Consider the following 25,274-nt stretch of genomic DNA (forward strand, 5'->3'; position numbering starts at 1 on the left):
ACATTGATGGGTGCGAAGAGGATGCTCATGGACTCTTACGCACACATCTTTACTTGTACATACAAGCATATGCAAGGTTGTTGCCAACTCGACGTGTCGTTAAACAGAGAGGCCTGTAAGGCGCTGAAACACTTGAGTTGCGAGGCCAGCCCTCCGCGAACCCATTGCGCGAATCAACCTTGGCGAGGAACTTGCGCACGGTATTGAGGCACAAAGTAACAATCTGCCAGAAGCTGGTGCGCGCACGAGTAACATCCCACGGCATTGACCCGCGCGCGTGCACCTGTGGTCACAACCCGTTACTGTCGACCCTGGAAAGATCAGGCCCGCGGCGAAAACACGCACTCAAGGCTTTTGAGATTTTCGTGCCAAACCACGGTTTTTCGTACCCAGCCCAGAAATTTGAGAGAAAATGCAAACCCAGCACACGGTCCGTTGTCATTTGCCCCATGCGTAAACTTCTTGGCTTCACCCTCATCATGGCCCTGGTCGCCGCCGTTTCCGCCTATCTGGTCTGGACCCAGGAGCGCCCCGTGGGCCATTACCTGTCCGACCTGCGGATCAACCTGGCCGTCGACCAGGGCGTGCCCGCCGACCGCGGCAACCTGCTGGGCATCCAGCCGGAACTGTTCCCCGCCGACTACCAGAGCCTGGAACGCCTGCACCTCAAGCTGGCGGCCTACCTGCAAAACGCCCGTGACCAGGGCCTGATCAACGACAAGACCATCGTGGTACTGCCGGAACATATCGGCACCTGGCTGATGGTCAGCGGCGAAAAGAACGAGCTGTACCAGGCCACCAACCTCAAGGAAGCGATGAACTGGTTGTCGGCGAGCAACCCACTGCTGTTCCTGCGGGCCTTGATCAGCGCCAAGGGTGACGACCGCATCGACGACGCCTACCTGCGTATGAAGGCCCCGGCCATGGCCCGCGACTATCAAGTGCTGTTCGGTGGCCTGGCCAAGGAATTCGGCGTAACCCTGGTGGCCGGCTCCATTGCCCTGCCCAACCCGAGCGTCAGCCAGGGCCAGCTGCAGATCGGCCATGGCGCGCTGTACAACACCAGTGTGGTCTTCGACCGCGATGGCTTGCCGCTGGGCCAGCCGCAACGCCAGCTGTATCCGATTTTTGACGAGCGCGGCTTTATTGAGCCGGGCGATGAAAACAGCGTCAGCGTGGTCGACACCCCGGCCGGGCGCCTGGGCATCCTGATCGGCAGCGACAGCTGGTACCCGGACAACTACCGCAAGCTCAACGAGCAAGGCGCCCAGTTGGTGGCGGTGCCGGCCTTCGTGATTGGCCGCGAGACCTGGGACAAGCCGTGGCGCGGCTTCAAAAGCGTGTCGACGCCGCCGGAAATCAGCCTCAAGCCCGAAGAACTCAGCGAAGGCGAAGCCTGGCACCGCCTGACCCTGATCAGCCAACAACCCATCAGCCAGGCCACCGCCGGCATGAGCGTGTTCCTGCGCGGGCAGTTCTTTGACATGGGCAGCGCCGGGCAAAGCTTCCTCAGCAGCAACGGCCAGGTGTTCGCCGACGGCAATGCCCGTGGCGCGCGCCTGCTGAACGTGTGGCTGTAACACGATGAAACCGGTGCGGCTTGGGGATTTGTCGGTGGGCTTCGTCCACACCTTGGCCGATGCGATCCACAGCCATGGCCTCGACCCGCAACCGTTGCTGCTGCAATACGGCCTTGACCCGGCACGCCTGGCCGAGGCGGGTGCACGCTTGTCGATCCCGCGCTATATGCGCCTGGGCTTTGCGGCCATCCAGTTGACCGGCGACGCCAGCCTGGGCCTGCGCATGGGCCAGCTCAGCCGCCTGAGCCAGGCCGGGCTCGCCGGGGTCACCGCCGCCCAGGCGCCCACCGTGCGCGAAGCCGCCCGTACCCTGACGCGCTTCGAAGCCTTGTACGGCTCCAACTATCGCGGCCAGTCGAGCTTTCACGAGGACACGGATGGCGCCTGGTTGCGCTTCTATTCCATCAGCCCCTACAACGCCTACAACCGCTTTGTGGTGGATTCGATCATCGCCGGGTGGCTGCATCAGTTGTCGAGCCTGAGCCTGCAACCGGTGCAGGCGCAACGCATCGAAATCGAATTCGAAGCACCGGACTACAGCGAGCGCTACAGCGTGCTGGGGGACTGCCCGATCCAGTTTGGCGCCGAGCACAACCAACTGCGCCTGAGCCAGCAAACCCTGGCCCTGCGCAACCCGGAACACTGCCCGAGTACCTGGCAATTACTGGTGCAATTGTGTGAACGGGAACTGGAGCAGTTGACGCGCACCCGCAGCCTGCGCGAGCGCATTACCCGCTTGCTCGGGCCGATGCTCAATGGTGGCCGGGAACCCGACCTGGAAGAAGTGGCGTCACGCTTGAAACTGCCGACCTGGACCCTGCGGCGCAAGCTGGCGGAAGAAGGGACTCAGTTCCGGGCGATTCTCAACGACACTCGCCGCGACCTGGCCATGACCTACATTCGCGATACCGAACTGGCGTTCGGTGAAATTGCCTATTTGCTCGGTTTTGCTTCAGCGGAAGCCTTTCAACGGGCGTTCAAGCGCTGGAACAGCCAGACCCCAGGGGAATTTCGCCGCAGTCAGCGGCATTCCGCCTGACGTCTGTCTTACAGCTCGGTGGCATCATCGGCCGGATCCAGCGGATCCAGTTCAAAGGCGTGGTACTCGAGCAATTCTTCCTGGTAATCGTCCATGGTTGACTCCTTGTTTTATGAAAAGGGGTTGCTTAGTGACCTGCACAACCAGCCTAAAGTGCCGTCATGACGAAAAAATGTCCGTGGCATGACGTTCCTGCACTTCAGGATTAAACGTAGCAGGATTGCCTTGATTTAGCCGGATGAATTTTAGATGCAACTGCAATCATTGCAATTGCAATCGTAAGCCGAATTCCTTTAGGGTATGGGCACCCGTTGCCAAGCGACCCTGCTCATGACTGCCAGCACCGAACGCTCTGCCCTGATCTGCATCGACGCCCTGAATGCAACGCAGCAGCCCCGCTGCTCGCCCCTGTATAGCGTGATGACCATGGCCAACACCCTGGAGTCCAGCCGGCAGGCGTGGGTGATTCGCGGCCAGTCGCGCTCACGCCGAGTGGTGAGCTGGCCCACCTGGTTCGCGCGCAATACCGGGGAAAAACCCATGCTGTACCTGCACACGGCCGCATCATCGGCGCAGTTGCGCGCGCTGTCCGGCGAGACCCGTCAGCGGGGCATCCTGTGCAACGACAATGCAACCCAGCCCTCCCCTTCACTGCCCTTATGGCTGGCCAGCAATCCTCACTGCACACCTTATGACCCGGCCTCCGGCGAGGAAGCCCGGGCGATTGTGCTGGCGGGTTTGCAGGCGCTGTATGTCGACGGCGAGCCGGGGTTCTACTACCTGGCACTGCACGATCAACACGAAGGGCCAGGGCTGAGCCCGCAGGATAGTGAGCATGCGCTCAGGGGCATGTACCGGGTCCGGCGCTCATACACGAGTGAATTGAGGGTGCGGTTGCTGGGTGCGGGTCGAGCGTTTGAAGAAGTCGTGCACGCCGCGCAGTTGCTCGAGACGGATTGGAACGTCGAGGCGCAACTGTGGAGTTGCCCCAGCTATACACGGCTGGCCCGCGAAGCGGATGCAGCGCAACGCTGGAATCGCCTGCACCCGTTGGCACCGAAGCGCAGTTGTCATCTAAGGGATTGCCTGGCTGGGGATGGCGCGCCGGTGGTCGCAGTCACCGGGAATCCGCAGCCTATCGTTGACCAGTTGGCAGGGCATGTGGATGCGCGTTTTGTAGCGTTGGGTGCGGGCTCCGTGGAAACGTCAGCACCCAGTCGATATTGGGTAGCGGTGCTGGCATTGAAGGCGTTGGCGGATGACGGCTGGATCGAAGCAGAACAGGTGGAGACCGCCCTGAATCGATATCACCTGAAATGACGATCTGCAATCCATCGCAGATCAAATGTGGGAGCGGGCTTGCTCGCGAAGACGGTGTGCCTGTTGATATTACTGTTGCTGACACACCGCTTTCGCGAGCAAGCCCGCTCCCACACGGAATCCGCGTCGCCTGGAGTCTTTGCTTCAGGTCTTACGTCGCCCGCGGGTCTGCACGCCCGCCTCCATCGCCAGCCCCGCGGTACGTTCCAATGCCTCGGCAAAAACCCGGCGTTGCTCGCTGTCGAGCTGCGACAAAAACAATTCATCCACGCTGCTTTCGTAGATTTTCCACATCTTTTTACGCAATACCCGGCCCGCGTCGGTAATTGAGACAAAGGCAGCACGCCCGTCACCGTCGGAGCGCGAACGCACCACCAGGCCGTCCTTTTCCAGGCGGTCGACCAGGCGCGTCAGGTTGTAGCGTTCGATGGCCAGCACATCGGCCAATTCGTGCATGCGCCGGGTGCCATCGGGGCCACTTTCCAGGCCCCACAAAGCGTCGTACCAGGCATACGGCGGCAGACCGGCATCGGCCAGGCGCCGTTCGATTTCACGGATGACCGTCCTGTGGGCCCGAACAAAACGGAACCAGACATCAGGCTCTTTCGACGACATGCAACACCATCCGGGGAATTTCAAGAAGGTTGCAATAGTAGCTCATCCCGCGCTAGATTCAGCCATGTAGTTGCAATTGCAACTACATTCGCAAAGCTCCCACAAGGAGCCCACACGCTGAAACCCGTCCACCCTGGAGCCTGACATGACCCCGAACACTGCAGTACGCCTCGACGACGATCCACAGGAAACCCGCGAATGGCTGGAGTCCATCGAATCGGTGCTGTCCACCGAAGGCCGCCCGCGCGCGCATTACCTGATTGATCAGTTGCTGGATTTCGACGTGGCGCGGCATGGCGACTTCTACGGGCGGGTGACCACCCCGTACGTCAACACCATCCCGGTAGACCGCCAGTTGCCCTACCCCGGCAACCTGGCCACCGAGCGCCGGCTGAATGCGTTTATTCGCTGGAACGCCATGGCCATGGTGCTGCGCGCGGGCAAACATTCCGGCGTGGGCGGGCATATCGCAACCTATGCGTCGGCTGCGGTGCTGTATGACGTAGGCTTCGACCATTTCTTCCGTGGCCGAACTGAAAGCTTCGATGGCGACCTGGTGTACATCCAGGGCCACTCCGCGCCGGGCATTTACGGGCGGGCGTACCTCGAAGGCCGGATCAGCGAAGCGCAGCTGGACAACTTCCGCCGGGAAGCCGGTGGCGACGGTTTGTCATCCTATCCGCACCCTCGCCTCATGCCAGACTTCTGGCAGTTTCCTACGGTTTCCATGGGCCTCGGACCGATTACCGCCGCGTATCAGGCGCGCTTCATGCGCTACCTGGAGTTCCGCGACCTCAAGCAGCACCAGGGCCGCAAGGTGTGGGCGTTCCTCGGTGATGGCGAGATGGATCAGCCGGAATCCCTGGCAGCCATTTCCCTGGCCGGGCGCGAGAAGCTCGACAACCTGATCTTCGTGGTCAACTGCAACCTGCAACGCCTGGATGGGCCGGTGCGCGGCAATGCCAAGGTGATCCAGGAATTCGAAAGCCTGTACCGCGCCGCCGGCTGGAACGTGATCAAGGTAATCTGGGGCGGCGGTTGGGATGCGCTGCTGGAAAAGGATAAAAGCGGCTTGCTGCGCCAGCGCATGATGGAGTGCGTGGACGGCGACTATCAGAACTACAAATCACAAAACGGCGCCTACGTGCGGGAACACTTCTTCGGCAAATACCCGGAGTTGCTGGCGCTGGTGGCAGACATGTCCGACGACGACATCTGGAAACTCTCACGGGGCGGCCATGACCCGGACAAGGTCTACAACGCCTATGCCGCCGCCGTGCGTCACAGCGGCCAGCCGACGGTGATCCTGGCGAAAACCGTCAAGGGCTTCGGCATGGGCGAGGCCGGCGAAGGCCAGAACATCAACCACCAGCTGAAAAAGATGGGCGCTGAAGCCGTCAAAGCCTTCCGCGATCGCTTCGGGCTGGAAGTGGCCGACGACCAACTGGCTGAAATCCCGTATCTCAAACCGGCCGCCGACAGCGAAGAGGCCCGCTATTTCGCCGCCCGCCGCCAGTCACTGGGCGGCTACGTGCCGGCTCGCCATAGCGCGGTCGAGTCGCTGAAGATCCCGGAACTGGATGCCTTCGCCACCCAGCTCAAGGACACCGGCGAACGCGCGATCTCCACCACCATGGCCTTTGTGCGCATCCTCGGCACCCTGCTCAAGGACCCGAACCTGGGCAAACTGATCGTGCCCATCGTGCCGGACGAGTCCCGCACCTTTGGCATGGAAAGCCTGTTCCGCCAGATCGGCATTCACTCCGCCGTCGGCCAGCTCTACACCCCACAAGATGCCGGCCAGCTGTCCTACTACAAGGAGAGCAAGGACGGACAGATCATGCAGGAAGGCCTGAATGAATCCGGCGCCATTTCCTCGTGGATCGCAGCAAGTACGTCCTACGCCAACCACGGCTTGATGACCGTACCGTTCTACATTTTCTATTCGATGTTCGGCTTCCAGCGGGTCGGCGACCTGGCCTGGGCCGCAGGTGATGCACGGGCGCGGGGCTTTCTGCTGGGGGCGACGGCCGGGCGCACCACGCTGATGGGCGAAGGCCTGCAGCATGACGATGGCCACAGCCATGTGCTGTCGTCGGTGATCCCGTGCTGCATTTCCTACGATCCGACGTTTGCCTTCGAGCTGGCGGTGATCATTCGCGAAGGCATGCGCCGGATGTACGTCGAGCAAGAGGACATCTACTACTACATCACCCTGCTCAACGAAAACTACCCGCACCCGGCGATGCCCGAAGGCGTCGAGGACGGGATTCTCAAGGGTATGTATCGGTTGAAGGCGGCTGAAGACACCACGCAACCACGGGTACAGCTGATGGGCAGCGGTTCGATCATGCGGGAAGTCATCGCCGCCGCGGACCTGCTGCGCGATGATTTTGCCGTGGCCAGCGATGTGTGGAGTGTCACCAGCCTGACCGAGCTGCGCCGGGAAGGCCATGCCGTGGAGCGCTGGAACCTGCTGCATCCTGAAAGCGAACCGCGTACCAGCTATGTCGAGCAGTGCCTTGAGGGCCAGCCCGGACCCGTGGTGGTCGCCACCGACTACATGAAAATCTTTGCCGATCAGATTCGCCCGTTTGTACCGGGCCGGCGCTTTGTGGCGCTGGGCACCGATGGCTTCGGGCAATCGGATACCCGCGAAACCTTGCGCCAGTTCTTCGAGGTGGACCGGTATTTCATTGCCCTGGCGGCCTTGAAGGCGCTGGCGGATGACGGCCTGATCAGCCGCGCCAGGGTGGCGGAGGCGATCAGCCGCTACGGGATCAACGTCGACAAGGCCAACCCCGTAGCGGTGTAGTTACTGCGCAGGCGTCGGCAGAGGCGGAATCGCTTCGGTCGGCGCCGGCAGCGCAGGACTGGTGGCCTCTGGCGCAGGTGCCGGGGCTTCCTTTGGTGCAATCGGCGCAGGTTCCGCCGGTGGTACCACCGGCTCCGATGCCGCTGGCACTACCGCCGGCGTCACTGGGGCTGCCGGTGTGGCCGGCGCTTCTTTTGGCACTTCTTTCGTCGCTTCAACCTTATCGGCCTTATCGGCCGCCGGAGCTGCCTTAGGTTCCGGGATGCCCAGGTCAGCCTTGGGCTTCTCTGGAATATGCGCTGCCTTTTTCACTTCCTGGGGCAGGAAAACGTCCACCAGGGCGAAATAACGCTCATAAAATTTCGGCGCAGACACCGTCTCGCTGGCCACCTTGACCATGGAGTCGTCGGTGGAGCCAATCGGCATCGACACCGAACCCAACACACCCACACCGAGGCTGGCGGAGTTGTTGACCTTCTTCAAGGCGTAGCGATCCTGCAAGGCGTTGGCGAACATCGTCGAGTGATGATTGCCGCTGCCATCGTCGGCACACACCACGTTGAAGCTGATCTGCAGGTGAGTTTCGCCGGTCTGCTGGAAGCTCTTGTTACCCGCCACCAGCTTTGGATCGCTGCTGGTGATGATGTAACCCTGGCTCAACAGCGCACGCCGCGCCGCTTCGCAGGCCGCCGTGTCACTGACCGGGTAATCACGGGAAAACGTGCCGGAGTCGTCGAAGTTCTCATGTTCATAAATAGCGGTCTTGGGTGACGAGCAGCCCGCAGCGCCCGCCAGCACCAGCGCCAACCCGAGGCTACGCAAGTGAAATGATGTCGACATCGAAAATCCTGAGGAAAACAGTCAGGGCGGTATTGTGCAACAGAACGTGGCCTCGGCGCGCGAATTCCTGTCGGTAAAACGTCACAGCCTTACGGGACGGTGTCCGCAGGAAAAAGCCGCTCGCCCATATGGTCGATAAACACGCGCAATTTCGCCGAGGCATGGCGACTTGATGGCCAGAGCATCCAGAAGCTGCCGCTGTGCTCCAGGTAATAGTCCAGCACCCGTTGCAGCCGGCCCTGCTCCACCGATTCGCGGACCATGAAGTCTGGCAGGCAGGCAATCCCCAGGCCTTCATGGGCCACGTGCATCAGTGATTCGATGGTGGTGGAGACCAGCGGCGCACGCAGGGTCGGCTCCGGCAGGCCCGACTCCGGGCGCAGTGGCCAGGTTTCCAGCTTGCCGGTGGCGCAGAATTTGTGGCGCAGGCAGGCGTGGTCGCTCAAATCCCGGGGCTGGCGCGGCGTACCGTGCAGGCGCAGGTACTCCGGGGACGCCACCAGCACCAGGCGGTAACACCCGAGGTGGCGCGCCATCAAGCGTGAGTCCTCGGGTTTGCCGGTGCGGATCACCGCGTCGAAACCCTCCTCGATCACATCCACCATGCGGTCGGAGAAGTCCACGTCCAACTCGATCTCGGGATAGGCGCGCATGAAATCCGTCAGTACCGGCATCAACAAGCCGCGCACTTGCGGCAGGCTGACGCGCAACTTGCCTCTGGGGGTGGCGGATGCCTGGCTCAGTTCCTGTTCTGCGGCTTCGACTTCCGCCAGGATGCGCCGGGAGCGTTCGAGAAACAGCGCGCCCTCGCTGGTCAACGTGATACTGCGGGTGCTGCGATGGAACAGCCGCACCCCCAGGCGCTCTTCGATGCGCGCGATGCTTTTGCCAATCGCCGAGGACGACACCCCCAGCATGCGCCCGGCCTCGGTAAAGCTGCGGGTTTCGGCCACCTGCACAAACACTGAAATACTGCCCAGGCTGTCCATCGTCTCGCTCCCGAGGATTGCGGACATTGGCGTCCGATAAGTTCGGAACCTTAGCCTGTTTTTCTCCACCGTGCAGCACCCTACTCTGGCTCCCTGCCCTTTCGTCTGAAAACCGGAGCCAAAAAACATGAGCGACAGCGCCCTATCTTCCACGACCCCCACGGTGAGCCGTGAACGACTGCCTCTGGGCGGCCTGTTGGCATTGGCTACCGCCGGCTTCATCACCATCCTCACCGAAGCCATGCCGGCGGGCTTGCTCCCGCAAATGGGCGCCGGCCTCGGGGTGTCCGAAGCGTTGGTGGGCCAGTTGGTGACCCTGTACGCCCTGGGCTCGCTGTTGGCCGCGATTCCCCTGACCATCGCCACCCGGGGCTGGCGCCGGCGGCCATTGCTGATGATTGCCATCGGCGGGTTTGCCTTGGTCAACAGTGTGACGGCGTTTTCCAGCGATTACCTGCTGACCCTGGTGGCCAGGTTCTTCGCCGGGGTGTTCGCGGGATTGCTCTGGGCGCTGCTGGCCGGTTATGCCAGCCGCATGGTTGCGCCGCACCTGCAAGGCAGGGCCATTGCCGTGGCCATGCTCGGCGCGCCATTGGCGCTGTCACTGGGTGTACCGGCCGGGACATTCCTGGGCACCACGGTTGGCTGGCGCCTGAGCTTCGCGATCATGTCCGGCCTGACGGTTGTGCTGCTGGCCTGGGTGCGCTGGCAGGTCCCGGACTTTGCCGGGCAACAGGCGGAAAAACGCCTGGGGCTGCGCCAGGTGCTGGCACTGCCAGGGATTCGTCCGGTGCTGTTGGTGACTTTCACCTACGTGCTGGCTCATAACATTCTCTACACCTATATCGCGCCGTTCCTGGTACCTGCCGGGATTGCAGCGGACATCGACCAGGTGCTGCTGGTGTTTGGCCTGGCGGCGCTGCTGGGTATCTGGATCGTCGGCGCGCTGATTGATCAGCGGCTGCGCGCCTTATTGGTAATCAGCTGCGCAATGTTCGCGCTGTCGGCCCTGGCGCTGGCGTTCTGGATCACCTCGGCGACGGTGATCTACACCACGGTGGCGTTATGGGGGCTGGCGTTTGGCGGTTTGCCGGCATTGCTGCAAACGGCGCTCGCCAAGTCGGCCAGGGATTCAGCCGATGCCGCGCAGTCGATGCTGGTGACGGTGTGGAACCTGGGCATCGCCGGTGGCGGACTACTCGGCGGCATGTTGTTGCAAGGGTGGGGAGTGACATCGTTTCCATGGGCGGTCGCCGCGTTGGTCGTACTGGCGCTGATCGCGACGCTGCGTTTAACCGATGTTTAAACGAAACGTGACGTGATGTTTCTTAACTCTTATGATCGCACCGGGTGCGCTGCTGCATACGGCACAGCGCAGGTTAAAGTATAAGCATTGGTCGGGCCGCCAATGGAGACTTGTCGTGCCTGATAAACACCCTGCTATTCCGCGCCCCCAGGTTCTGGTCGAAGGCGCCCTGTCCGCATTGGAGCGGTTTTCAAGGATCGAAGCAGTCAGCGGTATCGTGTTGCTGCTGGCAGCGATCGTCGCGCTGGTCTGGGCCAACAGCCCCGTCGCAGATTCCTACGAACACTTCTGGAACACCCCACTCACTATCGGGCTGGGAGACTTCACGGTCTCGCGCTCGTTGCACTTCCTGGTGAACGATGGGCTGATGACCATCTTCTTCCTGGTGGTGGGCGCCGAGATTCGCCAGGAGATCAGGGACGGCGCACTCGCCAACCTGAAACTGGCCACCCTGCCCCTCGGCGCTGCGCTGGGTGGCGTGCTGATGCCGGCACTGATTTACACCCTGCTCAACCATGGCACGGTAGCGGCCAGTGGCTGGGCAGTGCCCACTGCCACCGACATTGCATTTGCCGTGGGTGTGCTGGCGCTGTTGGGTAAATCCATCCCCGCCGGCGTGCGCATCCTGCTGCTGGCGCTGGCGATCATTGATGACATCGTCGCCATCCTGATCATCGCGATTTTCTATACCGCCAGCCTGGACTACATGGGCCTGGTGATCGCGGCCTGCGGGCTGGCGCTGGTGCTGATTTTTCAGCGGATGGGAATTGGCAAGGCGGTGGTGTACCTGTTGCCGGGGGCGATTGTCTGGTTTGGGCTGCTCAAGACCGGCGTGCATCCGACGCTCGCGGGCGTAATGCTTGGCCTGATAACGCCCGTGACTTCCAGACCGACTCGGGAACGCCCTCTGGACACCATCGGGCGCACGTTCAACGAGCTGATGGAGCGGCTTTCACAATCGGCTGAAAGTGCCCATCAAGTCGCCAAACCGTTGAAGCAATTGAGACAGGCCCAGCGGGAAATGCTGCCGCCGGTGCAACGTATTCAAGCGAGCTTGCACCCCTGGGTGGCCTTTGGCGTCATGCCACTGTTTGCCCTGGCCAACGCCGGAGTGAGCCTGCAAGGGTTCAACCTGGACGATCCACTGCCCCACGGCGTGTTCATGGGGGTCATCCTGGCCCTGGTGCTCGGCAAGCCGCTCGGTGTGATGCTGGCGAGCGTGGTGCTGGTCAAACTGAACATCTGCCAATTGCCGGAGGGCGTGACCTGGAACGGCGTCGCCCTGGTGGGCCTGCTGGCGGGAATTGGTTTCACCATGTCGATTTTCATCTCGTCGCTGGCCTTCTCCGATCCGACGCTGCTGTCGGCTGCCAAGCTGAGTGTGCTGAGCGCTTCGACCCTGGCGGCTGTGATTGGCCTGAGTTGGGGCAAGCTCAAGTTTGCGCGTTGAATCAAGACTGGTTGAGTCAGCTGATTAGTGGATAAAAAAAGACCCCGGCCTCTTCAGGCCGGGGTCTTTTTATTCAGGCTGTTACGAGATCAGAACTTCTTGATCTCAGCCTTGGTTTCCAACTGCTTGCGATAGGCGGCGAAGTCTTGCTGGCCGACACGGGACGCGAGGAAGCGGCGGTACTGAGCCTTCTCGTCATCGGTCGGTGCAGCGGCTTCATTGACCGCGTTCAAGCGCACGATCACCAGGCTACCGTCTGGCAGGGTCACGCTGGTGAAGGTCGGCTTGTCCTTGGCCGCAGGCTTTGGCATACGGAACAGGGCTTGCAGCACGGCTGGCTCGACGCCTTCCTGGCCACGGGTGGCCGCTTCGGTGACTTTCCAGGCCTGGCCATCCACCGGCTGGTTCAGCGGTGTCTTGCCATCACGCAGGTTGGCAATCAGCTCGTCCGCGTGAGTCTTCGCCGCAGCGCTCGCGCGCTCCTTGGTCAACTGGGCACGGATGGCAGTGGCAACGCTTTCCAGCGGCAGCTGGGTAGGCTTCAGGTGCTCTTTGGCACGCAGCACCACGATGGTTTCCGGATCCAGCTCGATGGCGGTGCTGTTGGCACCTTCATCCAGTACTTCAGGGCTGAATGCAGCGGTCACTACGGCACGGTTGGCAGCGATGCCTTCGCCACCTTCACGGCCAAACGGCGCGGAAGTGTGCACGGTCAGCTTCAGGTCCGACGCCGGCTGGGCCAGGTCGGAAGCTTCGAATGCAGCGTCTTCCAGTTGCTTGGTCGCATCGACGAAACGCTGTTCAACCTGTTGGGTCTTGAGCTCGCGGGTCAGCTTGTCTTTCAGGCTGGCGAACGATGGCACTTCTGGTGCTTCAACGCCCAACAGCTTGATCAGGTGCCAGCCGAAGCTGGAGCGCACCGGTGCCGAGACCTGGTCCTTGTTCAGTGCATACAGCGCTGTTTCGAAGGCAGGGTCGTAGACACCAGGGCCAGCGAAACCGAGGTCACCGCCGTTGTTCGCAGAACCCGGATCCTGGGAGAACTCCTTGGCCAGGGCTTCGAACTTCTCGCCCTTGGCCAGGCGCGCCTGGATTTCTTCGATCTTGGCCTTGGCCTGCTCGTCAGTGGTCTTGTCGTTGACTTCAATCAGGATGTGCGCCGCGCGACGCTGTTCAGCGAGGTTGGCGGTTTCTTTCTGATAGAGGGCTTGCAGCTCATCGTCCTTGACCGCGACCTGGTCGAAGAAGGAAGCCTTCTTCAGCTCCAGATAGTCGATGACCACCTGGTCCGGGGTCATGAACTCCTTGGCGTGCTGGTCGTAGTAAGCCTTGACCTCGTCGTCAGTGATCTTCACTGCTGCAGGGTCGGCCTTGACGCTGACGGTGGCGAAATCGCGGGTCTGTTTTTCCAGACGGGCGAACGCGAGCACTTCGGCATCAGTCACAAAACCGCTGCCGGCAATGCCTGCACGAACCTGGCCGATCAGCATTTCCTGGCTCAGCATCTGACGGAATTGCATACGGCTGTAGCCCAGCTGACGGATCACCTGGTCGAAACGCTCAGCGTTGAACTGGCCATCCACCTGGAATTCCGGCGTCTGCAGGATCACTTGATCCAGCGCAGCTTCGGAGAAAGCGAATTTCGAATCGGCCGCGCCTTGCAGGAGCAGCTTGCGATCGATCAGGCCCTTGAGGGCGGCGTCGCGCAGCAGCTTTTCGTCCAGCAAGGAAGCATCGAAGTCCTTGCCCAGCTGTTGCATCAGCTGGCGACGTTGCATGTCGACGGCCTGGCCCAGTTCGCTTTGGGTGATTTCTTCACCGTTGACCTTGGCCACGTCCTGCTTGTTGTTGGTCGAAGCCTGAAAAATAGCCTCGATACCGGTGAACGCCATCAATGCGACGATGATCCCGATAATGGTCTTGGCAATCCAGCCTTGTGAATTGTCCCTGATATTCTGCAGCATGCGTCCCCCAGAAACGGTTGAACTTCAAAATTAGGCAACCGTGGAGCGTGGGTAGAGTCCGGATAGAAGAAAGGCGCATCCGAGGATGCGCCTTCTCGTAACTGGCGGAGCGGACGGGGGTTTGAACCCACACCCCCGGCGTGGCGACCCGATGGATACTCGGGTCAGCTGCCGCTCCGCTGCCAGGTCAGACCTGCGTCCGACCCGGATGGGTAAGGCTTGAGCGAAGCTTAGTTAACGGCTTCTTTCAGGGCTTTACCGGCTTTGAAACCTGGTTTTTTGGCAGCGGCGATTTGCAGAGCCTTGCCAGTCTGTGGGTTACGGCCAGTGCGAGCTGGACGATCGGTCACAGAGAAAGTACCGAAACCAACCAGTACCACAGAGTCGCCGGCCTTGAGAGCGCCAGTGACGGATTCGATTACTGCGTCCAGCGCACGGCCAGCAGCGGCTTTCGGGATATCAGCAGATGCAGCGATAGCATCAATCAGTTCCGACTTGTTCACTCTAAGTCCCCTTATATCTATTGAGTATGATTCTAAGTTTTTTGGTGAAAGCAAAAACCAGTGCTGAATGGCCTACAGACACTTAAGAGCCGCTTTATAACAAGGGCTCTAAAAAGCTGTCAAGGAAGCCCCCAGGCTTAAACGTATTAATGCGTGCTAATTCTTTCCTTAGAGTCAGTCTCGCGTTTTTCATCCTTTGCAACTATCTCCGGAGCCACATCCGGCAAGGGCTCCGGCGCGTATTGCAGCGCAATTTGCAGGACCTCGTCAATCCATTTAACCGGTTTAATCTGCAGATCCTGCTTGATGTTGTCAGGAATCTCCTTCAAGTCGCGAACATTCTCTTCAGGAATGATCACAGTCTTGATACCACCGCGGTGTGCAGCCAGCAATTTCTCTTTGAGGCCACCAATGGCCAGTACCTGACCACGCAGGGTAATTTCCCCGGTCATGGCGACATCGGCGCGCACCGGAATGCCGGTCAGGGCTGATACCAGTGCCGTGCACATGCCTACGCCTGCGCTAGGACCGTCTTTCGGCGTTGCCCCTTCCGGCATGTGGATGTGGGTGTCGTGCTTCTCGTGGAAGTCCAGGGGGATCCCCAGGCTCTTGGCGCGGCTGCGCACCACGGTCTGCGCGGCGGTGATGGATTCAACCATCACGTCACCCAGGGAACCGGTCTTGATCAGTTGCCCTTTGCCCGGGATCACGGCGGCCTCGATGGTCAGCAATTCGCCGCCCACCTGGGTCCACGCCAGGCCAGTGACCTGGCCTACCTGGTCCTGCTGCTCAGCCAGGCCGTAGCGGAATTTGCGCACGCCCAGGAAGTGTTCCAGCAGGTCAGCGGTGACCTTCACCGAGAAGCGTTTTTCCAGCGCATGTTCCTTCACGGCCTTGCGGCAGATCTTCGCCAGTTGACGCTCAAGGCCCCGTACACCGGCCTCGCGGGTGTAGAAACGAATGATGTCGCGGATCGCGTCGGCATCAAATTCGATCTCGCCTTTTTTCAGGCCGTTGGCCGCAATCTGCTTGGGCGAGAGGTATTTGACGGCGATGTTGATCTTCTCGTCTTCGGTGTAACCCGGCAGACGAATCACCTCCATCCGGTCCAGCAAGGCTGGCGGAATATTCATCGAGTTGGAGGTGCACAGGAACATTACGTCGGACAGGTCGTAGTCGACTTCCAGGTAATGGTCGTTGAAATTGTGGTTCTGCTCGGGGTCGAGCACTTCCAGCAAAGCAGACGCCGGGTCGCCACGCATGTCGCTGCCCATCTTGTCGATTTCATCGAGCAGGAACAGCGGGTTGCGCACACCCACCTTTGTCATCTTTTGAATCAATCTTCCTGGCATCGAACCGATGTAAGTCCGGCGATGACCACGGATTTCCGCTTCATCACGCACACCGCCCAGGGCCATGCGCACGAATTTGCGGTTGGTGGCGTGGGCAATCGACTCCGCCAGCGAGGTTTTACCCACACCAGGAGGACCGACCAGGCACAACACCGGGCCACGAATCTTCTTCACGCGCTTTTGCACGGCGAGGTATTCGAGAATGCGTTCCTTGACTTCTTCGAGGCCGTAGTGATCGGCGTCGAGAATATCTTCGGCGCGGGCCAGGTCCAGGCGCACCTTGGTCTGGGCCTTCCACGGCACCTGCACCAGCCAGTCGATATACGAACGAACCACGGTGGCTTCGGCCGACATCGGCGACATTTGCTTGAGCTTGTTCAGCTCGGCAGTGGCCTTGGTCAACGCGTCTTTCGGCAGGCCGGCGGCATCGATGCGCTTTTTCAGCTCCTCGATTTCGTTGTGGCCTTCCTCGCTGTCGCCCAGCTCTTTCTGAATGGCCTTCATCTGCTCATTCAGGTAGTACTCGCGCTGGCTGCGCTCCATTTGCTTTTTGACACGGCCGCGAATGCGCTTCTCAACCTGCAGCAGGTCGATTTCGGCATCCAGCAGCGCCAGGACGTGTTCGACCCGGGCCGACAAATCGATGATCTCGAGAATGTCCTGCTTCTGCTCGATTTTCAGCGCCATGTGCGCGGCCATGGTGTCGACCAGGCGGCTTGGCTCATCAATGCTGTTGAGGGAAGAAAGGACTTCTGCGGGGACTTTCTTGCCCAGTTGCACGTATTGCTCGAACTGGGACAGCAGGCTGCGAACGAACACTTCGGATTCGCGCTCAGGGGCGTCGACTTCGTCGATCAGCGCCACTTCGGCACGCAGGTGGCCGTCCACTTCCATGAAGCGCTCGACCGCACCGCGCTGCTCGCCTTCCACCAGCACCTTGACGGTGCCATCAGGCAGCTTGAGCAGTTGCAGGACAGTTGCAACGGTACCAACGCGATACAGGGCATCTTCGCCCGGATCATCGTCAGCAGGATTTCTCTGGGCCAGCAGCAGGATCTGCTTGTCGCCCGTCATCGCGGCCTCGAGGGCTTCGATAGACTTCTCGCGCCCCACGAACAGCGGGATAACCATGTGCGGATAGACGACGACATCACGCAACGGCAGGAGAGGCAATTCGATGGTTGTCTTCATGATTTCGCCTCTATGACAGATGAAAGTAAGCTTGAAACCAAGATGGGGGCTGCCTGCAAAAAAAACAAGCGTAATGGCATCAGTTAAACGCAGTAAAAACAAAGGGGCCCCTTAAGGCCCCTTTATTTTGTACAGCTCGGCGGTGCAACGCTTACGCGTCTGGCGCAGCCTTGGCAGCCGGCTCACTGTTTTCGTAGATATACAGTGGCTTGGACTTGCCTTCTATAACGCTTTCGTCGATCACCACTTTACTCACCTCGGACTGCGAGGGGATTTCGTACATGGTGTCGAGCAGTACGCCTTCGAGGATCGAGCGCAAACCACGGGCGCCGGTCTTGCGCTCCAGTGCCCGCTTGGCCACCGATTTGAGCGCGTCAGCACGGAACTCGAGGTCCACACCTTCCATCTCGAACAGCTTGGCGTATTGCTTGGTCAGGGCGTTTTTCGGCTCGGTGAGGATCTGCATCAACGCAGCCTCATCCAGCTCGTCCAGCGTCGCCAGGACCGGCAGACGGCCAACGAATTCCGGGATCAGACCGAACTTGACCAAATCGTCAGGCTCGACTTCACGCAGGGATTCACCGACTTTCTTGCCTTCTTCCTTGCTGCGTACTTCTGCACTGAAGCCAATGCCGCCACGGGTGGAACGGTTTTGAATAACCTTTTCCAGGCCGGAGAACGCACCGCCACAGATGAACAGGATGTTGCGCGTATCAACCTGAAGGAATTCCTGCTGCGGGTGCTTGCGGCCGCCTTGTGGCGGTACGGAAGCAACCGTGCCTTCGATCAGTTTCAACAGCGCTTGCTGCACGCCTTCACCGGAAACGTCCCGGGTGATCGACGGGTTGTCGGATTTGCGCGAAATCTTGTCGATTTCATCGATGTAGACAATGCCCATCTGGGCCTTCTCCACGTCGTAGTCGCATTTCTGCAGCAGCTTCTGAATGATGTTCTCGACGTCTTCACCTACGTAACCGGCCTCGGTAAGAGTGGTTGCGTCGGCGATGGTGAAGGGAACGTTCAGCAGGCGAGCCAGGGTCTCTGCAAGCAGGGTTTTACCCGAGCCTGTAGGGCCGATCAGCAAGATGTTGCTTTTGCCGAGCTCGACGTCGTCACTTTTCTTGTCACGCTGGTTCAGACGCTTGTAGTGGTTGTACACCGCTACGGCCAGAACCTTCTTTGCACGCTCTTGACCAATCACATACTGATCAAGGATGCCGCTGATTTCTTTAGGCGAAGGCAATTTATGCGCGCTGCTTTCGGCCTGGGCTTCCTGCACCTCCTCACGGATGATGTCATTGCACAGGTCGACGCACTCGTCGCAGATAAAGACCGAGGGGCCGGCAATCAACTTGCGTACTTCATGCTGGCTTTTGCCACAGAAGGAGCAATAGAGCAGCTTGCCGTTGTCCTCGCCGTTGCGGGTGTCAGTCATTCGTTCGATCCAAATCCGATAGGCTTGCAACACAAGATGAAGGCTATTGAGGGCTTTTTCAAGTCCACTGGTGGTCGGACCTGCCGACCAGCCCTATTTTGAGCTGCTTATATTAAGCGGGGCGCTTTTCGATCACTGCGTCGATCAACCCGTATTCACGAGCCGCTTCGGCGCTCATGAAATTGTCACGGTTGGTATCGCGCTCGATCTCTTCCAGGGTATGCCCGCTATGTTTGGCCATCAGCGTGTTGAGACGCTCACGAATGAAGAGGATTTCCTTGGCATGGATTTCGATGTCCGATGCCTGGCCCTGGAAACCGCCCAGTGGCTGGTGAATCATCACGCGTGAGTTCGGCAGGCAGTAACGCTTGCCCTCAGCACCAGCGGTCAGCAGGAAAGCACCCATGCTGCACGCCTGACCGATACAGGTGGTCGATACGTTCGGCTTGATGAACTGCATGGTGTCGTAGATCGACATGCCCGCTGTCACCGAACCGCCCGGGGAGTTGATGTAGAGATGGATGTCCTTGTCCGGATTTTCCGCTTCAAGGAACAGCAGCTGCGCACAAATCAGGTTGGCCATGTAGTCCTCTACCGGACCAACCAGAAAGATCACTCGCTCCTTGAGCAGGCGCGAGTAGATGTCATAGGCGCGTTCGCCACGAGCAGATTGCTCGACAACCATCGGGACCAGGCCGCCAGCGGCCTGGATATCAGAGTTCTGCTGAATATACGAATTACGGAACATGCTCTGCAGTTACTCCCAAATAGTCATGTCTTGAATACGCATAAGCCAGCGCGAGGCTGGCTTATGGGTGTATTTTCAAACGAGTTGAGCGATCAGTCGGCTTGTGCTGCTTCAGCCGGCTTGACTGCTTCTTCGTAAGAGACCGCTTTATCGGTCACCTTAGCCTTCTGCAGAACAGTATCCACAACTTGCTCTTCCAGCACAACCGAACGCACTTCGTTCAGCTGCTGGTCGTTCTTGTAGTACCAGGACACAACAGCCTCAGGCTCCTGGTAGGCCGAAGCCATTTCCTGGATCATTTCGCGAACGCGGGTTTCGTCAGGCTTGAGGTCGAATTGCTTGACCACTTCAGCCACGATCAGACCCAGTACAACGCGGCGCTTGGCCTGTTCTTCGAACAGTTCGGCCGGCAGTTGGTCAGGCTTGATGTTGCCGCCGAACTGCTGAACAGCCTGCACGCGCAGACGATCAACTTCGTTGGACAGCAGGGCCTTCGGCACTTCGATCGGGTTGGCAGCCAGCAGACCGTCCATCACCTGGTTCTTGACCTTGGATTTGATGGCCTGGCGCAGTTCACGCTCCATGTTCTTGCGAACTTCGGTGCGGAAACCTTCGATGCCGGTTTCCTTGATGCCGAACTGGTTGAAGAACTCTTCGTTCAGTTCTGGCAGCTTGGGCTCGGAAACGGTGTTGACGGTCACGGTGAACTCGGCGGTTTTGCCAGCCAGGTCCAGGTTCTGATAGTCAGCCGGGAAAGTCAGGTTCAGAACGCGCTCTTCGCCGGCTTTGGCGCCAACCAGGCCGTCTTCGAAACCAGGAATCATGCGGTTGGAACCCAGCACCAGCTGAGTACCCTTGGCGGAGCCGCCAGCGAATGCTTCGCCGTCAACCTTGCCTACGAAATCGATGTTCAGCTGGTCTTCGTTCTGGGCAGCACGATCGGCCACTTCAAAACGGGTGTTCTGCTTGCGCAGGATTTCCAGCATGTTGTCCAGGTCGGAGTCAGCAACATCAGCGCTCAGGCGCTCGATGGCGATCGAATCGAAACCGGCAACTTCGAACTCAGGGAACACTTCGAAGATTGCAACGTATTCCAGATCCTTGCCTGCTTCCAGGGACTTGGGCTCGATGGAAGGCGAGCCAGCCGGGTTCAGCTTTTGCTCGACAACGGCTTCGTAGAAGGAAGCCTGGATCACGTCACCTACAGCTTCCTGACGTGCATCAGCACCGAAGCGGCGCTTGATTTCGCTCATTGGCACTTTGCCTGGACGGAAACCAGCGATCTTGGCCTTTTGGGCAGTCTGCTGCAGACGCTTGTTGACCTGGGTCTCGATGCGCTCGGCCGGCACGGTGATGCTCATGCGGCGCTCAAGAGCAGAAGTATTTTCAACAGAAACTTGCATGGATATTCCTCGTTGCACAGACGTTAGCTGGCCGTTTCCGACCCCAGAATCAAGGGCATGCATTCTAGTGGGTCAAACTCAAGAAGTCACCCTACTGAAAACGGGTAAAAAAACAGCAGGCAATTTATAGGTGCGAATGCACGAGTGCAGCTCGCCCCGGTGGCAAATACATCCCATCATGCCAGGGCTCTGCGCCAACCCTTCTATATATAGAAGCGGTTGCCAATCATCTCCCTGACAACCGACCCTGCGGACAAGGCCGGCAAGCAGTGCGGCATCATCGCGAAACATAAATACGACGAAACGCCCTGCCCTGCAGCCCAACACCTGCGACTGCGTTGAAACTCAAACCGCTGAAACAAAAAAGGCGCCAGACTATTAATCTGGCGCCTTTCGAAATATGGGGTGGACGAAGGGGATCGAACCCTCGACAACGGGAGTCACAATCCCGTGCTCTACCAACTGAGCTACGCCCACCATATTGCGTGACCAAAAAGCCCGTCAAAAAGGCTATTTGTTGAGCTTCGCGCCGACCCGCAGGCCTTCACGAAACTTTATTTGGTGCGGATGAAGAGACTCGAACTCTTACACCTTGCGGCGCTGGAACCTAAATCCAGTGTGTCTACCAATTCCACCACATCCGCGCTTGAAGCTTTTAAAGCAAAGGCGCCAGACTATTAATCTGGCGCCTTTTTAAATATGGGGTGGACGAAGGGGATCGAACCCTCGACAACGGGAGTCACAATCCCGTGCTCTACCAACTGAGCTACGCCCACCATATTGCGCTACTTGTGCCAAAGCTGCCTAATGGCGCACCCGGCAGGACTCGAACCTGCGACCATCCGCTTAGAAGGCGGATGCTCTATCCAGCTGAGCTACGGGCGCCTTATTAATCTGTACTCTTGGAGGATTACAAACTAACCAGTGCTAGGCTGTGCCCGACAAGTGCGACGAATAGTATAGATGGACCCGAAACCCGTCAAATCCTTTTTATAAAAAATTCATTTTATTTAAGGGGTTAGGGGAATTTGCAGACCAAGCGCCTTTGCCCTCACGCCATGGCATGCGAGAATGCGCGCACTTTTCTTCCCCCTCTCGATGGTTAATCACGCGTAATGACTGCACAACTTATCGACGGCAAATCAATCGCCGCCAGCCTGCGCCAGCAGATCGCCAAACGAGTCGCCGAGCGCAGCCAACAAGGCCTGCGCACGCCGGGCCTCGCGGTGATCCTGGTCGGCAGCGATCCTGCCTCTCAGGTTTATGTCTCGCACAAGCGTAAAGACTGTGAAGAGGTCGGCTTTATTTCCAAAGCCTACGACTTGGCTGAAGACACCACCCAACAGGCCCTCACCGACCTGATCGACAGCCTCAACGACGATCCGGCCATCGACGGCATCCTGCTGCAACTGCCATTGCCCGAGCATCTGGACGCGTCGAAATTGCTCGAACGCATCCGTCCGGACAAGGACGTCGACGGTTTCCACCCTTATAACGTCGGCCGCCTGGCCCAGCGTATCCCGCTGCTGCGCCCGTGCACCCCGAAGGGCATCATGACCCTGCTGGAAAGCACCGGCGTCGATCTGTATGGCCTGGATGCCGTCGTCGTCGGCGCCTCGAACATCGTCGGTCGCCCGATGGCCATGGAACTGCTGCTGGCCGGCTGCACCGTGACCGTCACCCACCGCTTCACCAAGGACCTGGCCGGCCACGTTGGCCGCGCCGACCTGGTGGTCGTCGCCGCCGGCAAGCCGGGCCTGGTCAAGGGTGAGTGGATCAAGGAAGGCGCTATCGTCATCGACGTGGGCATCAACCGCCAGGACGATGGCAAGCTCGTGGGCGATGTGGTGTATGAAACCGCCCTGCCCCGTGCCGGCTGGATCACCCCGGTACCCGGTGGTGTCGGCCCGATGACCCGTGCCTGCCTGCTGGAAAACACCCTGTACGCCGCCGAAACCCTGCACGTCTAATAACCAGCCGTTCTGAAAGAGCCCTGCCTTATCGCAGGGCTTTTTTATTGGCCGAAAAAAAGTAGTTTTTTCTTTGTTTTTAAGGGGTTTCATCTGTTTCTAGAAGAACATTCGACAGTTTCTGATCCATACTTCTAGAATGTAACGTTATTTGTCAGAACCTCCGTTGCAGAACGGTATATCCCTACTTTTTTTAGCGAGTTCATCCGCGTGAAAATTCATCTTTCCATTGTCAGCCTATTTTTTGCATTGACAGGCACCTTCGCGAGCGCAAGCGAAACCACCACCGCTCCCCGCGACATGTCCACCCTGCACATCGCCTCCGGCAGTGCGATGGTGGTAGACCTGCAGACCAACAAAGTCATCTATGCCAGCAACCCGGATGTCATCGTGCCGATCGCCTCGGTGAGCAAACTGATGACCGGCCTGATCGTGCTGGAAGCCAAGCAGAACATGGATGAATACATCGACATCAACATCAAGGACACGCCAGAGATGAAAGGCGTGTTCTCCCGGGTCAAGATCGGCAGCGAGATGCCGCGCAAGGAGATGTTGCTGATTGCCCTGATGTCCTCGGAAAACCGCGCCGCCGCCAGCCTGGCCCACCACTACCCGGGCGGCTACCCGGCCTTCATCGCAGCGATGAACGCCAAGGCCAAGGCACTGGGCATGACCAGTACCCATTATGTGGAACCTACCGGCCTGTCGATCCATAACGTGTCCACCGCCCGCGACCTGAGCAAGCTGCTGGCCGCCGCACGCAAGTACCCGATGCTCAGCCAGTTGAGCACCACCAAGGAAAAGACCGTCTCGTTCCGCAAACCCAACTACACCCTGGGTTTCTCCAACACTGACCACCTGATCAACCGCGCCAACTGGGACATCAAGCTGACCAAGACCGGCTTTACCAACCAGGCCGGCCATTGCCTGGTGCTGGTGACCAGCATGGGTAATCGCCCGGTGTCGCTGGTGATCCTCGATGCCTTCGGCAAATTCACCCACTTTGCCGATGCCGGGCGCATCCGCAGCTGGGTCGAAACCGGCAAGAGCGGCTCGGTGCCAGACGTCGCATTGCGCTACAAGGCTGACAAGAACCTGAAGAACCGCCCACGGGCGAATGTTCAGGTCACCGAGTCCCGCTGATCCGTAAATAGCGACATAAAAAACGGCGCCCTTGAGCGCCGTTTTTTTATTTGGCCTGACTGGCCAGTGCCTTGACTGCTTGGGCCGCCGCCTGTTCCTGGCCCGCCTGGGCTGTGGCGCTGGCAGCCTGCTGCCAGCGCTGGGCGTCGACCTTGACCGGCAACTGGGTGGGCCGCTGAATAAGTACCGCCCACTTGCCGCCGTCTTTCCACGCCGACTCAAACGCACTGAAATCCATCGGCATGCGTCGCGCCAAGCCTGAACGCAGCAGCACCATGCTCTTCTGCTTGTTATAACCCACCACCACGACATACCGCGGACCGGCCCAGAAGGTCGAGCCCTGGGTGATACGCGCCATCACCGGGTACCCGGCCGCGACCTGTGCCAGCAGCGCCGGCAGCTGATCTTCCAGCGGGTACACCAACATCCCGTATTCACGGGCCAGCACCTGCATGTTGCGCTCAAGGTCCGCTTCAGCGCCCGGCAAATGCAGTGGCTTATCCAATAGCCCCGGTGTAATCACAATGCCTTGTTGAGACAGCATGCTGGCCAGAGCGGCTGGGCCACCGAGGTAAGTCTCACCGCGAAACGCCGGCACGCCCTTGAGCTCGACACTCTCCGGCAGGCCCGGGATGCTCGTGGGTTTTGGATGCGAGGAACAGGCCGCCAGCCCCATGAAACAGGCGGCGACCCACCAGGAGGTTTTAATGTTCGAGGGAAACCGCAACTTCTTCACTCACTTGATCAACGGTCGACGTGGGCCCTGATCATAGGACGCTCCGGGGCGCGGGTATAGCCTTGCAGCGCAGTAAAAGGCCGGCGATAGAGCAAACAAGTTGGACGCACACGACCATTGGTCAATAGCAGGCAACCTGCGGATAGCTAGACTGTCCATTGAGAAGACAGTGTGTGCCCGGCACCGGGCGAAAGGAGGCACTTATGAGCCTGACAACAACGATTCTGCTTTTGATCTGTGGCTGGCTGGCCGTCGCCGCCGCCATGCTGTGGGGCGTGATGCGCGTGACCCGCCGGCACCATCACCCACACGTAAAACCCGCAGCACCCGGCAAGCTGCACAAACCCGCCGGGCACCACGCCTGACGCCTTAGCCAGGCATGCAACTGAAGTCTTCGGTCTGCGCCAATTCCTTGCCGTGGCTATCCTTCAACTCGGCACGCACCGACGTACCCAGGCTGGATTCCACCAGGGTGTAATGCTCGCCGGCCTTGAAGTTGCCGTAGGTCACATGCCCGCGACAATCCTGCTGGTTATCATCCCCCGCCTCTTCTTCAAACAAGGTGACGTCCAGGCGATGCGCGCCGGGTTTCACTTCGAAGTAGCGGCCATCATTAATGTTTTTACCGTCTACCCGCTCGGCCATCAGGTCGTTGGGTGCCTCCTCTTGCAAGCCGATCCAGGCTTCGCTCGGGTCCGCCTTCGGCATCGGGCCGGCACACGCCGACAACAACAGGACCGCACTCAAGGCCGGGATCAACAACAAGGGTTTAAGAGACATGGCAGAACTCCAAATGGATAAAGAGTGAACAGGCGAAACAGCTCCCGTTCGATCGGTATCCAGCTTGTTACTGTCACCATTGTTGAACAAATGAA

The 25,274-nt window shown here is 59.5% G+C and carries 20 protein-coding genes and 4 tRNA genes; 9 read left to right on the top strand and 15 right to left on the bottom strand.

Annotated features, from left to right (window positions below; genetic code table 11):
* Window positions 1–449: 449 nt before the first annotated feature.
* From HX818_RS27095 to HX818_RS27105, 3 genes are all read left to right on the top strand, one after another.
* Entirely contained in the window at window positions 450–1,580 is a 1,131-nt protein-coding gene (locus HX818_RS27095) for a carbon-nitrogen hydrolase family protein (RefSeq protein WP_177021049.1), read from the top strand.
* A gap of 4 nt (window positions 1,581–1,584) precedes the next feature.
* Complete coding sequence (locus HX818_RS27100; RefSeq protein WP_177021050.1) at window positions 1,585–2,619, top strand: AraC family transcriptional regulator; 1,035 nt, start codon at window positions 1,585–1,587, stop codon at window positions 2,617–2,619.
* Window positions 2,620–2,919: 300 nt separating this feature from the next.
* On the top strand, window positions 2,920–3,939 hold the full coding sequence (locus tag HX818_RS27105) for a pyruvate dehydrogenase (protein ID WP_177021051.1): 1,020 nt from the start codon (window positions 2,920–2,922) through the stop codon (window positions 3,937–3,939).
* Between the two features lie 144 nt (window positions 3,940–4,083).
* Here HX818_RS27105 and HX818_RS27110 read toward each other — a convergent pair whose 3' ends face one another.
* The gene (locus HX818_RS27110; RefSeq protein WP_003207868.1) at window positions 4,084–4,554 is read right to left on the bottom strand and encodes a MarR family winged helix-turn-helix transcriptional regulator; all 471 of its coding nucleotides are present in this window, start codon (window positions 4,552–4,554) and stop codon (window positions 4,084–4,086) included.
* 145 nt (window positions 4,555–4,699) lie between these two features.
* Between HX818_RS27110 and aceE the strand changes: the two genes are divergently transcribed.
* Complete coding sequence (gene aceE, locus HX818_RS27115) at window positions 4,700–7,369, top strand: pyruvate dehydrogenase (acetyl-transferring), homodimeric type (RefSeq protein WP_177021052.1); 2,670 nt, start codon at window positions 4,700–4,702, stop codon at window positions 7,367–7,369.
* On the opposite strand, the gene HX818_RS27120 is transcribed toward aceE, so the two are convergent.
* Together HX818_RS27120 and HX818_RS27125 are read right to left on the bottom strand one after the other, a co-directional pair.
* Window positions 7,370–8,209 (bottom strand): DUF2242 domain-containing protein, encoded by an 840-nt coding sequence (locus tag HX818_RS27120; RefSeq protein ID WP_177021053.1) that lies wholly within the window; start codon window positions 8,207–8,209, stop codon window positions 7,370–7,372.
* A gap of 89 nt (window positions 8,210–8,298) precedes the next feature.
* Entirely contained in the window at window positions 8,299–9,198 is a 900-nt protein-coding gene (locus HX818_RS27125; protein ID WP_177021054.1) for a LysR family transcriptional regulator, read from the bottom strand.
* A 127-nt stretch (window positions 9,199–9,325) separates the two neighbouring features.
* Between HX818_RS27125 and HX818_RS27130 the strand changes: the two genes are divergently transcribed.
* On the top strand, window positions 9,326–10,504 hold the full coding sequence (locus HX818_RS27130; RefSeq protein WP_177021055.1) for an MFS transporter: 1,179 nt from the start codon (window positions 9,326–9,328) through the stop codon (window positions 10,502–10,504).
* Between the two features lie 115 nt (window positions 10,505–10,619).
* Window positions 10,620–11,954, top strand: a complete 1,335-nt coding sequence (gene nhaA, locus HX818_RS27135; RefSeq protein ID WP_177021056.1) for a Na+/H+ antiporter NhaA — start codon at window positions 10,620–10,622, stop codon at window positions 11,952–11,954.
* 89 nt (window positions 11,955–12,043) lie between these two features.
* Here the strand turns inward: nhaA and HX818_RS27140 are convergent, their stop codons facing one another.
* The 10 genes from HX818_RS27140 to HX818_RS27185 all read right to left on the bottom strand — a co-directional run bounded on the left by HX818_RS27140 (window position 12,044) and on the right by HX818_RS27185 (window position 21,435).
* Window positions 12,044–13,918 (bottom strand): SurA N-terminal domain-containing protein, encoded by a 1,875-nt coding sequence (locus HX818_RS27140; RefSeq protein ID WP_003207860.1) that lies wholly within the window; start codon window positions 13,916–13,918, stop codon window positions 12,044–12,046.
* Window positions 13,919–14,148: 230 nt separating this feature from the next.
* Window positions 14,149–14,421: an HU family DNA-binding protein gene (locus HX818_RS27145; protein ID WP_003174819.1), complete on the bottom strand. Its 273-nt coding sequence runs from the start codon at window positions 14,419–14,421 to the stop codon at window positions 14,149–14,151.
* Window positions 14,422–14,567: 146 nt separating this feature from the next.
* Window positions 14,568–16,964, bottom strand: a complete 2,397-nt coding sequence (gene lon / locus HX818_RS27150; protein WP_003207858.1) for an endopeptidase La — start codon at window positions 16,962–16,964, stop codon at window positions 14,568–14,570.
* Between the two features lie 151 nt (window positions 16,965–17,115).
* Window positions 17,116–18,399 (bottom strand): ATP-dependent Clp protease ATP-binding subunit ClpX, encoded by a 1,284-nt coding sequence (clpX, locus tag HX818_RS27155; protein WP_003207856.1) that lies wholly within the window; start codon window positions 18,397–18,399, stop codon window positions 17,116–17,118.
* 112 nt (window positions 18,400–18,511) lie between these two features.
* Window positions 18,512–19,147, bottom strand: a complete 636-nt coding sequence (gene clpP, locus HX818_RS27160; RefSeq protein ID WP_003174822.1) for an ATP-dependent Clp endopeptidase proteolytic subunit ClpP — start codon at window positions 19,145–19,147, stop codon at window positions 18,512–18,514.
* 92 nt (window positions 19,148–19,239) lie between these two features.
* Window positions 19,240–20,550, bottom strand: a complete 1,311-nt coding sequence (gene tig, locus HX818_RS27165; protein WP_003207855.1) for a trigger factor — start codon at window positions 20,548–20,550, stop codon at window positions 19,240–19,242.
* A 401-nt stretch (window positions 20,551–20,951) separates the two neighbouring features.
* Window positions 20,952–21,027: transfer RNA gene (locus HX818_RS27170), tRNA-His, on the bottom strand.
* An 82-nt stretch (window positions 21,028–21,109) separates the two neighbouring features.
* Window positions 21,110–21,194: transfer RNA gene (locus HX818_RS27175), tRNA-Leu, on the bottom strand.
* Between the two features lie 56 nt (window positions 21,195–21,250).
* A tRNA-His gene (locus HX818_RS27180) sits at window positions 21,251–21,326 on the bottom strand.
* A gap of 32 nt (window positions 21,327–21,358) precedes the next feature.
* Window positions 21,359–21,435, bottom strand: a tRNA-Arg gene (locus tag HX818_RS27185).
* Window positions 21,436–21,665: 230 nt separating this feature from the next.
* On the opposite strand from HX818_RS27185, the gene folD reads away from it, so the two are divergent.
* Window positions 21,666–22,520, top strand: a complete 855-nt coding sequence (gene folD, locus HX818_RS27190; RefSeq protein ID WP_003207853.1) for a bifunctional methylenetetrahydrofolate dehydrogenase/methenyltetrahydrofolate cyclohydrolase FolD — start codon at window positions 21,666–21,668, stop codon at window positions 22,518–22,520.
* A 210-nt stretch (window positions 22,521–22,730) separates the two neighbouring features.
* Window positions 22,731–23,663, top strand: a complete 933-nt coding sequence (pbpG, locus tag HX818_RS27195) for a D-alanyl-D-alanine endopeptidase (RefSeq protein WP_003207851.1) — start codon at window positions 22,731–22,733, stop codon at window positions 23,661–23,663.
* Window positions 23,664–23,709: 46 nt separating this feature from the next.
* On the opposite strand, the gene HX818_RS27200 is transcribed toward pbpG, so the two are convergent.
* Window positions 23,710–24,339: a peptidase C39 family protein gene (locus HX818_RS27200; protein ID WP_050550299.1), complete on the bottom strand. Its 630-nt coding sequence runs from the start codon at window positions 24,337–24,339 to the stop codon at window positions 23,710–23,712.
* Window positions 24,340–24,602: 263 nt separating this feature from the next.
* Here HX818_RS27200 and HX818_RS27205 point away from each other — a divergent pair, with 263 nt between their 5' ends.
* Window positions 24,603–24,764, top strand: a complete 162-nt coding sequence (locus tag HX818_RS27205) for a hypothetical protein (RefSeq protein ID WP_003207847.1) — start codon at window positions 24,603–24,605, stop codon at window positions 24,762–24,764.
* 4 nt (window positions 24,765–24,768) lie between these two features.
* Here HX818_RS27205 and HX818_RS27210 read toward each other — a convergent pair whose 3' ends face one another.
* A complete protein-coding gene (locus HX818_RS27210) occupies window positions 24,769–25,179 on the bottom strand; it encodes a hypothetical protein (RefSeq protein WP_102369542.1) in 411 nt (136 codons plus the stop codon).
* Window positions 25,180–25,274 lie beyond the last annotated feature (95 nt).

Source organism: Pseudomonas sp. F9001 (genome assembly GCF_013385435.1).
Taxonomy (GTDB): domain Bacteria; phylum Pseudomonadota; class Gammaproteobacteria; order Pseudomonadales; family Pseudomonadaceae; genus Aquipseudomonas.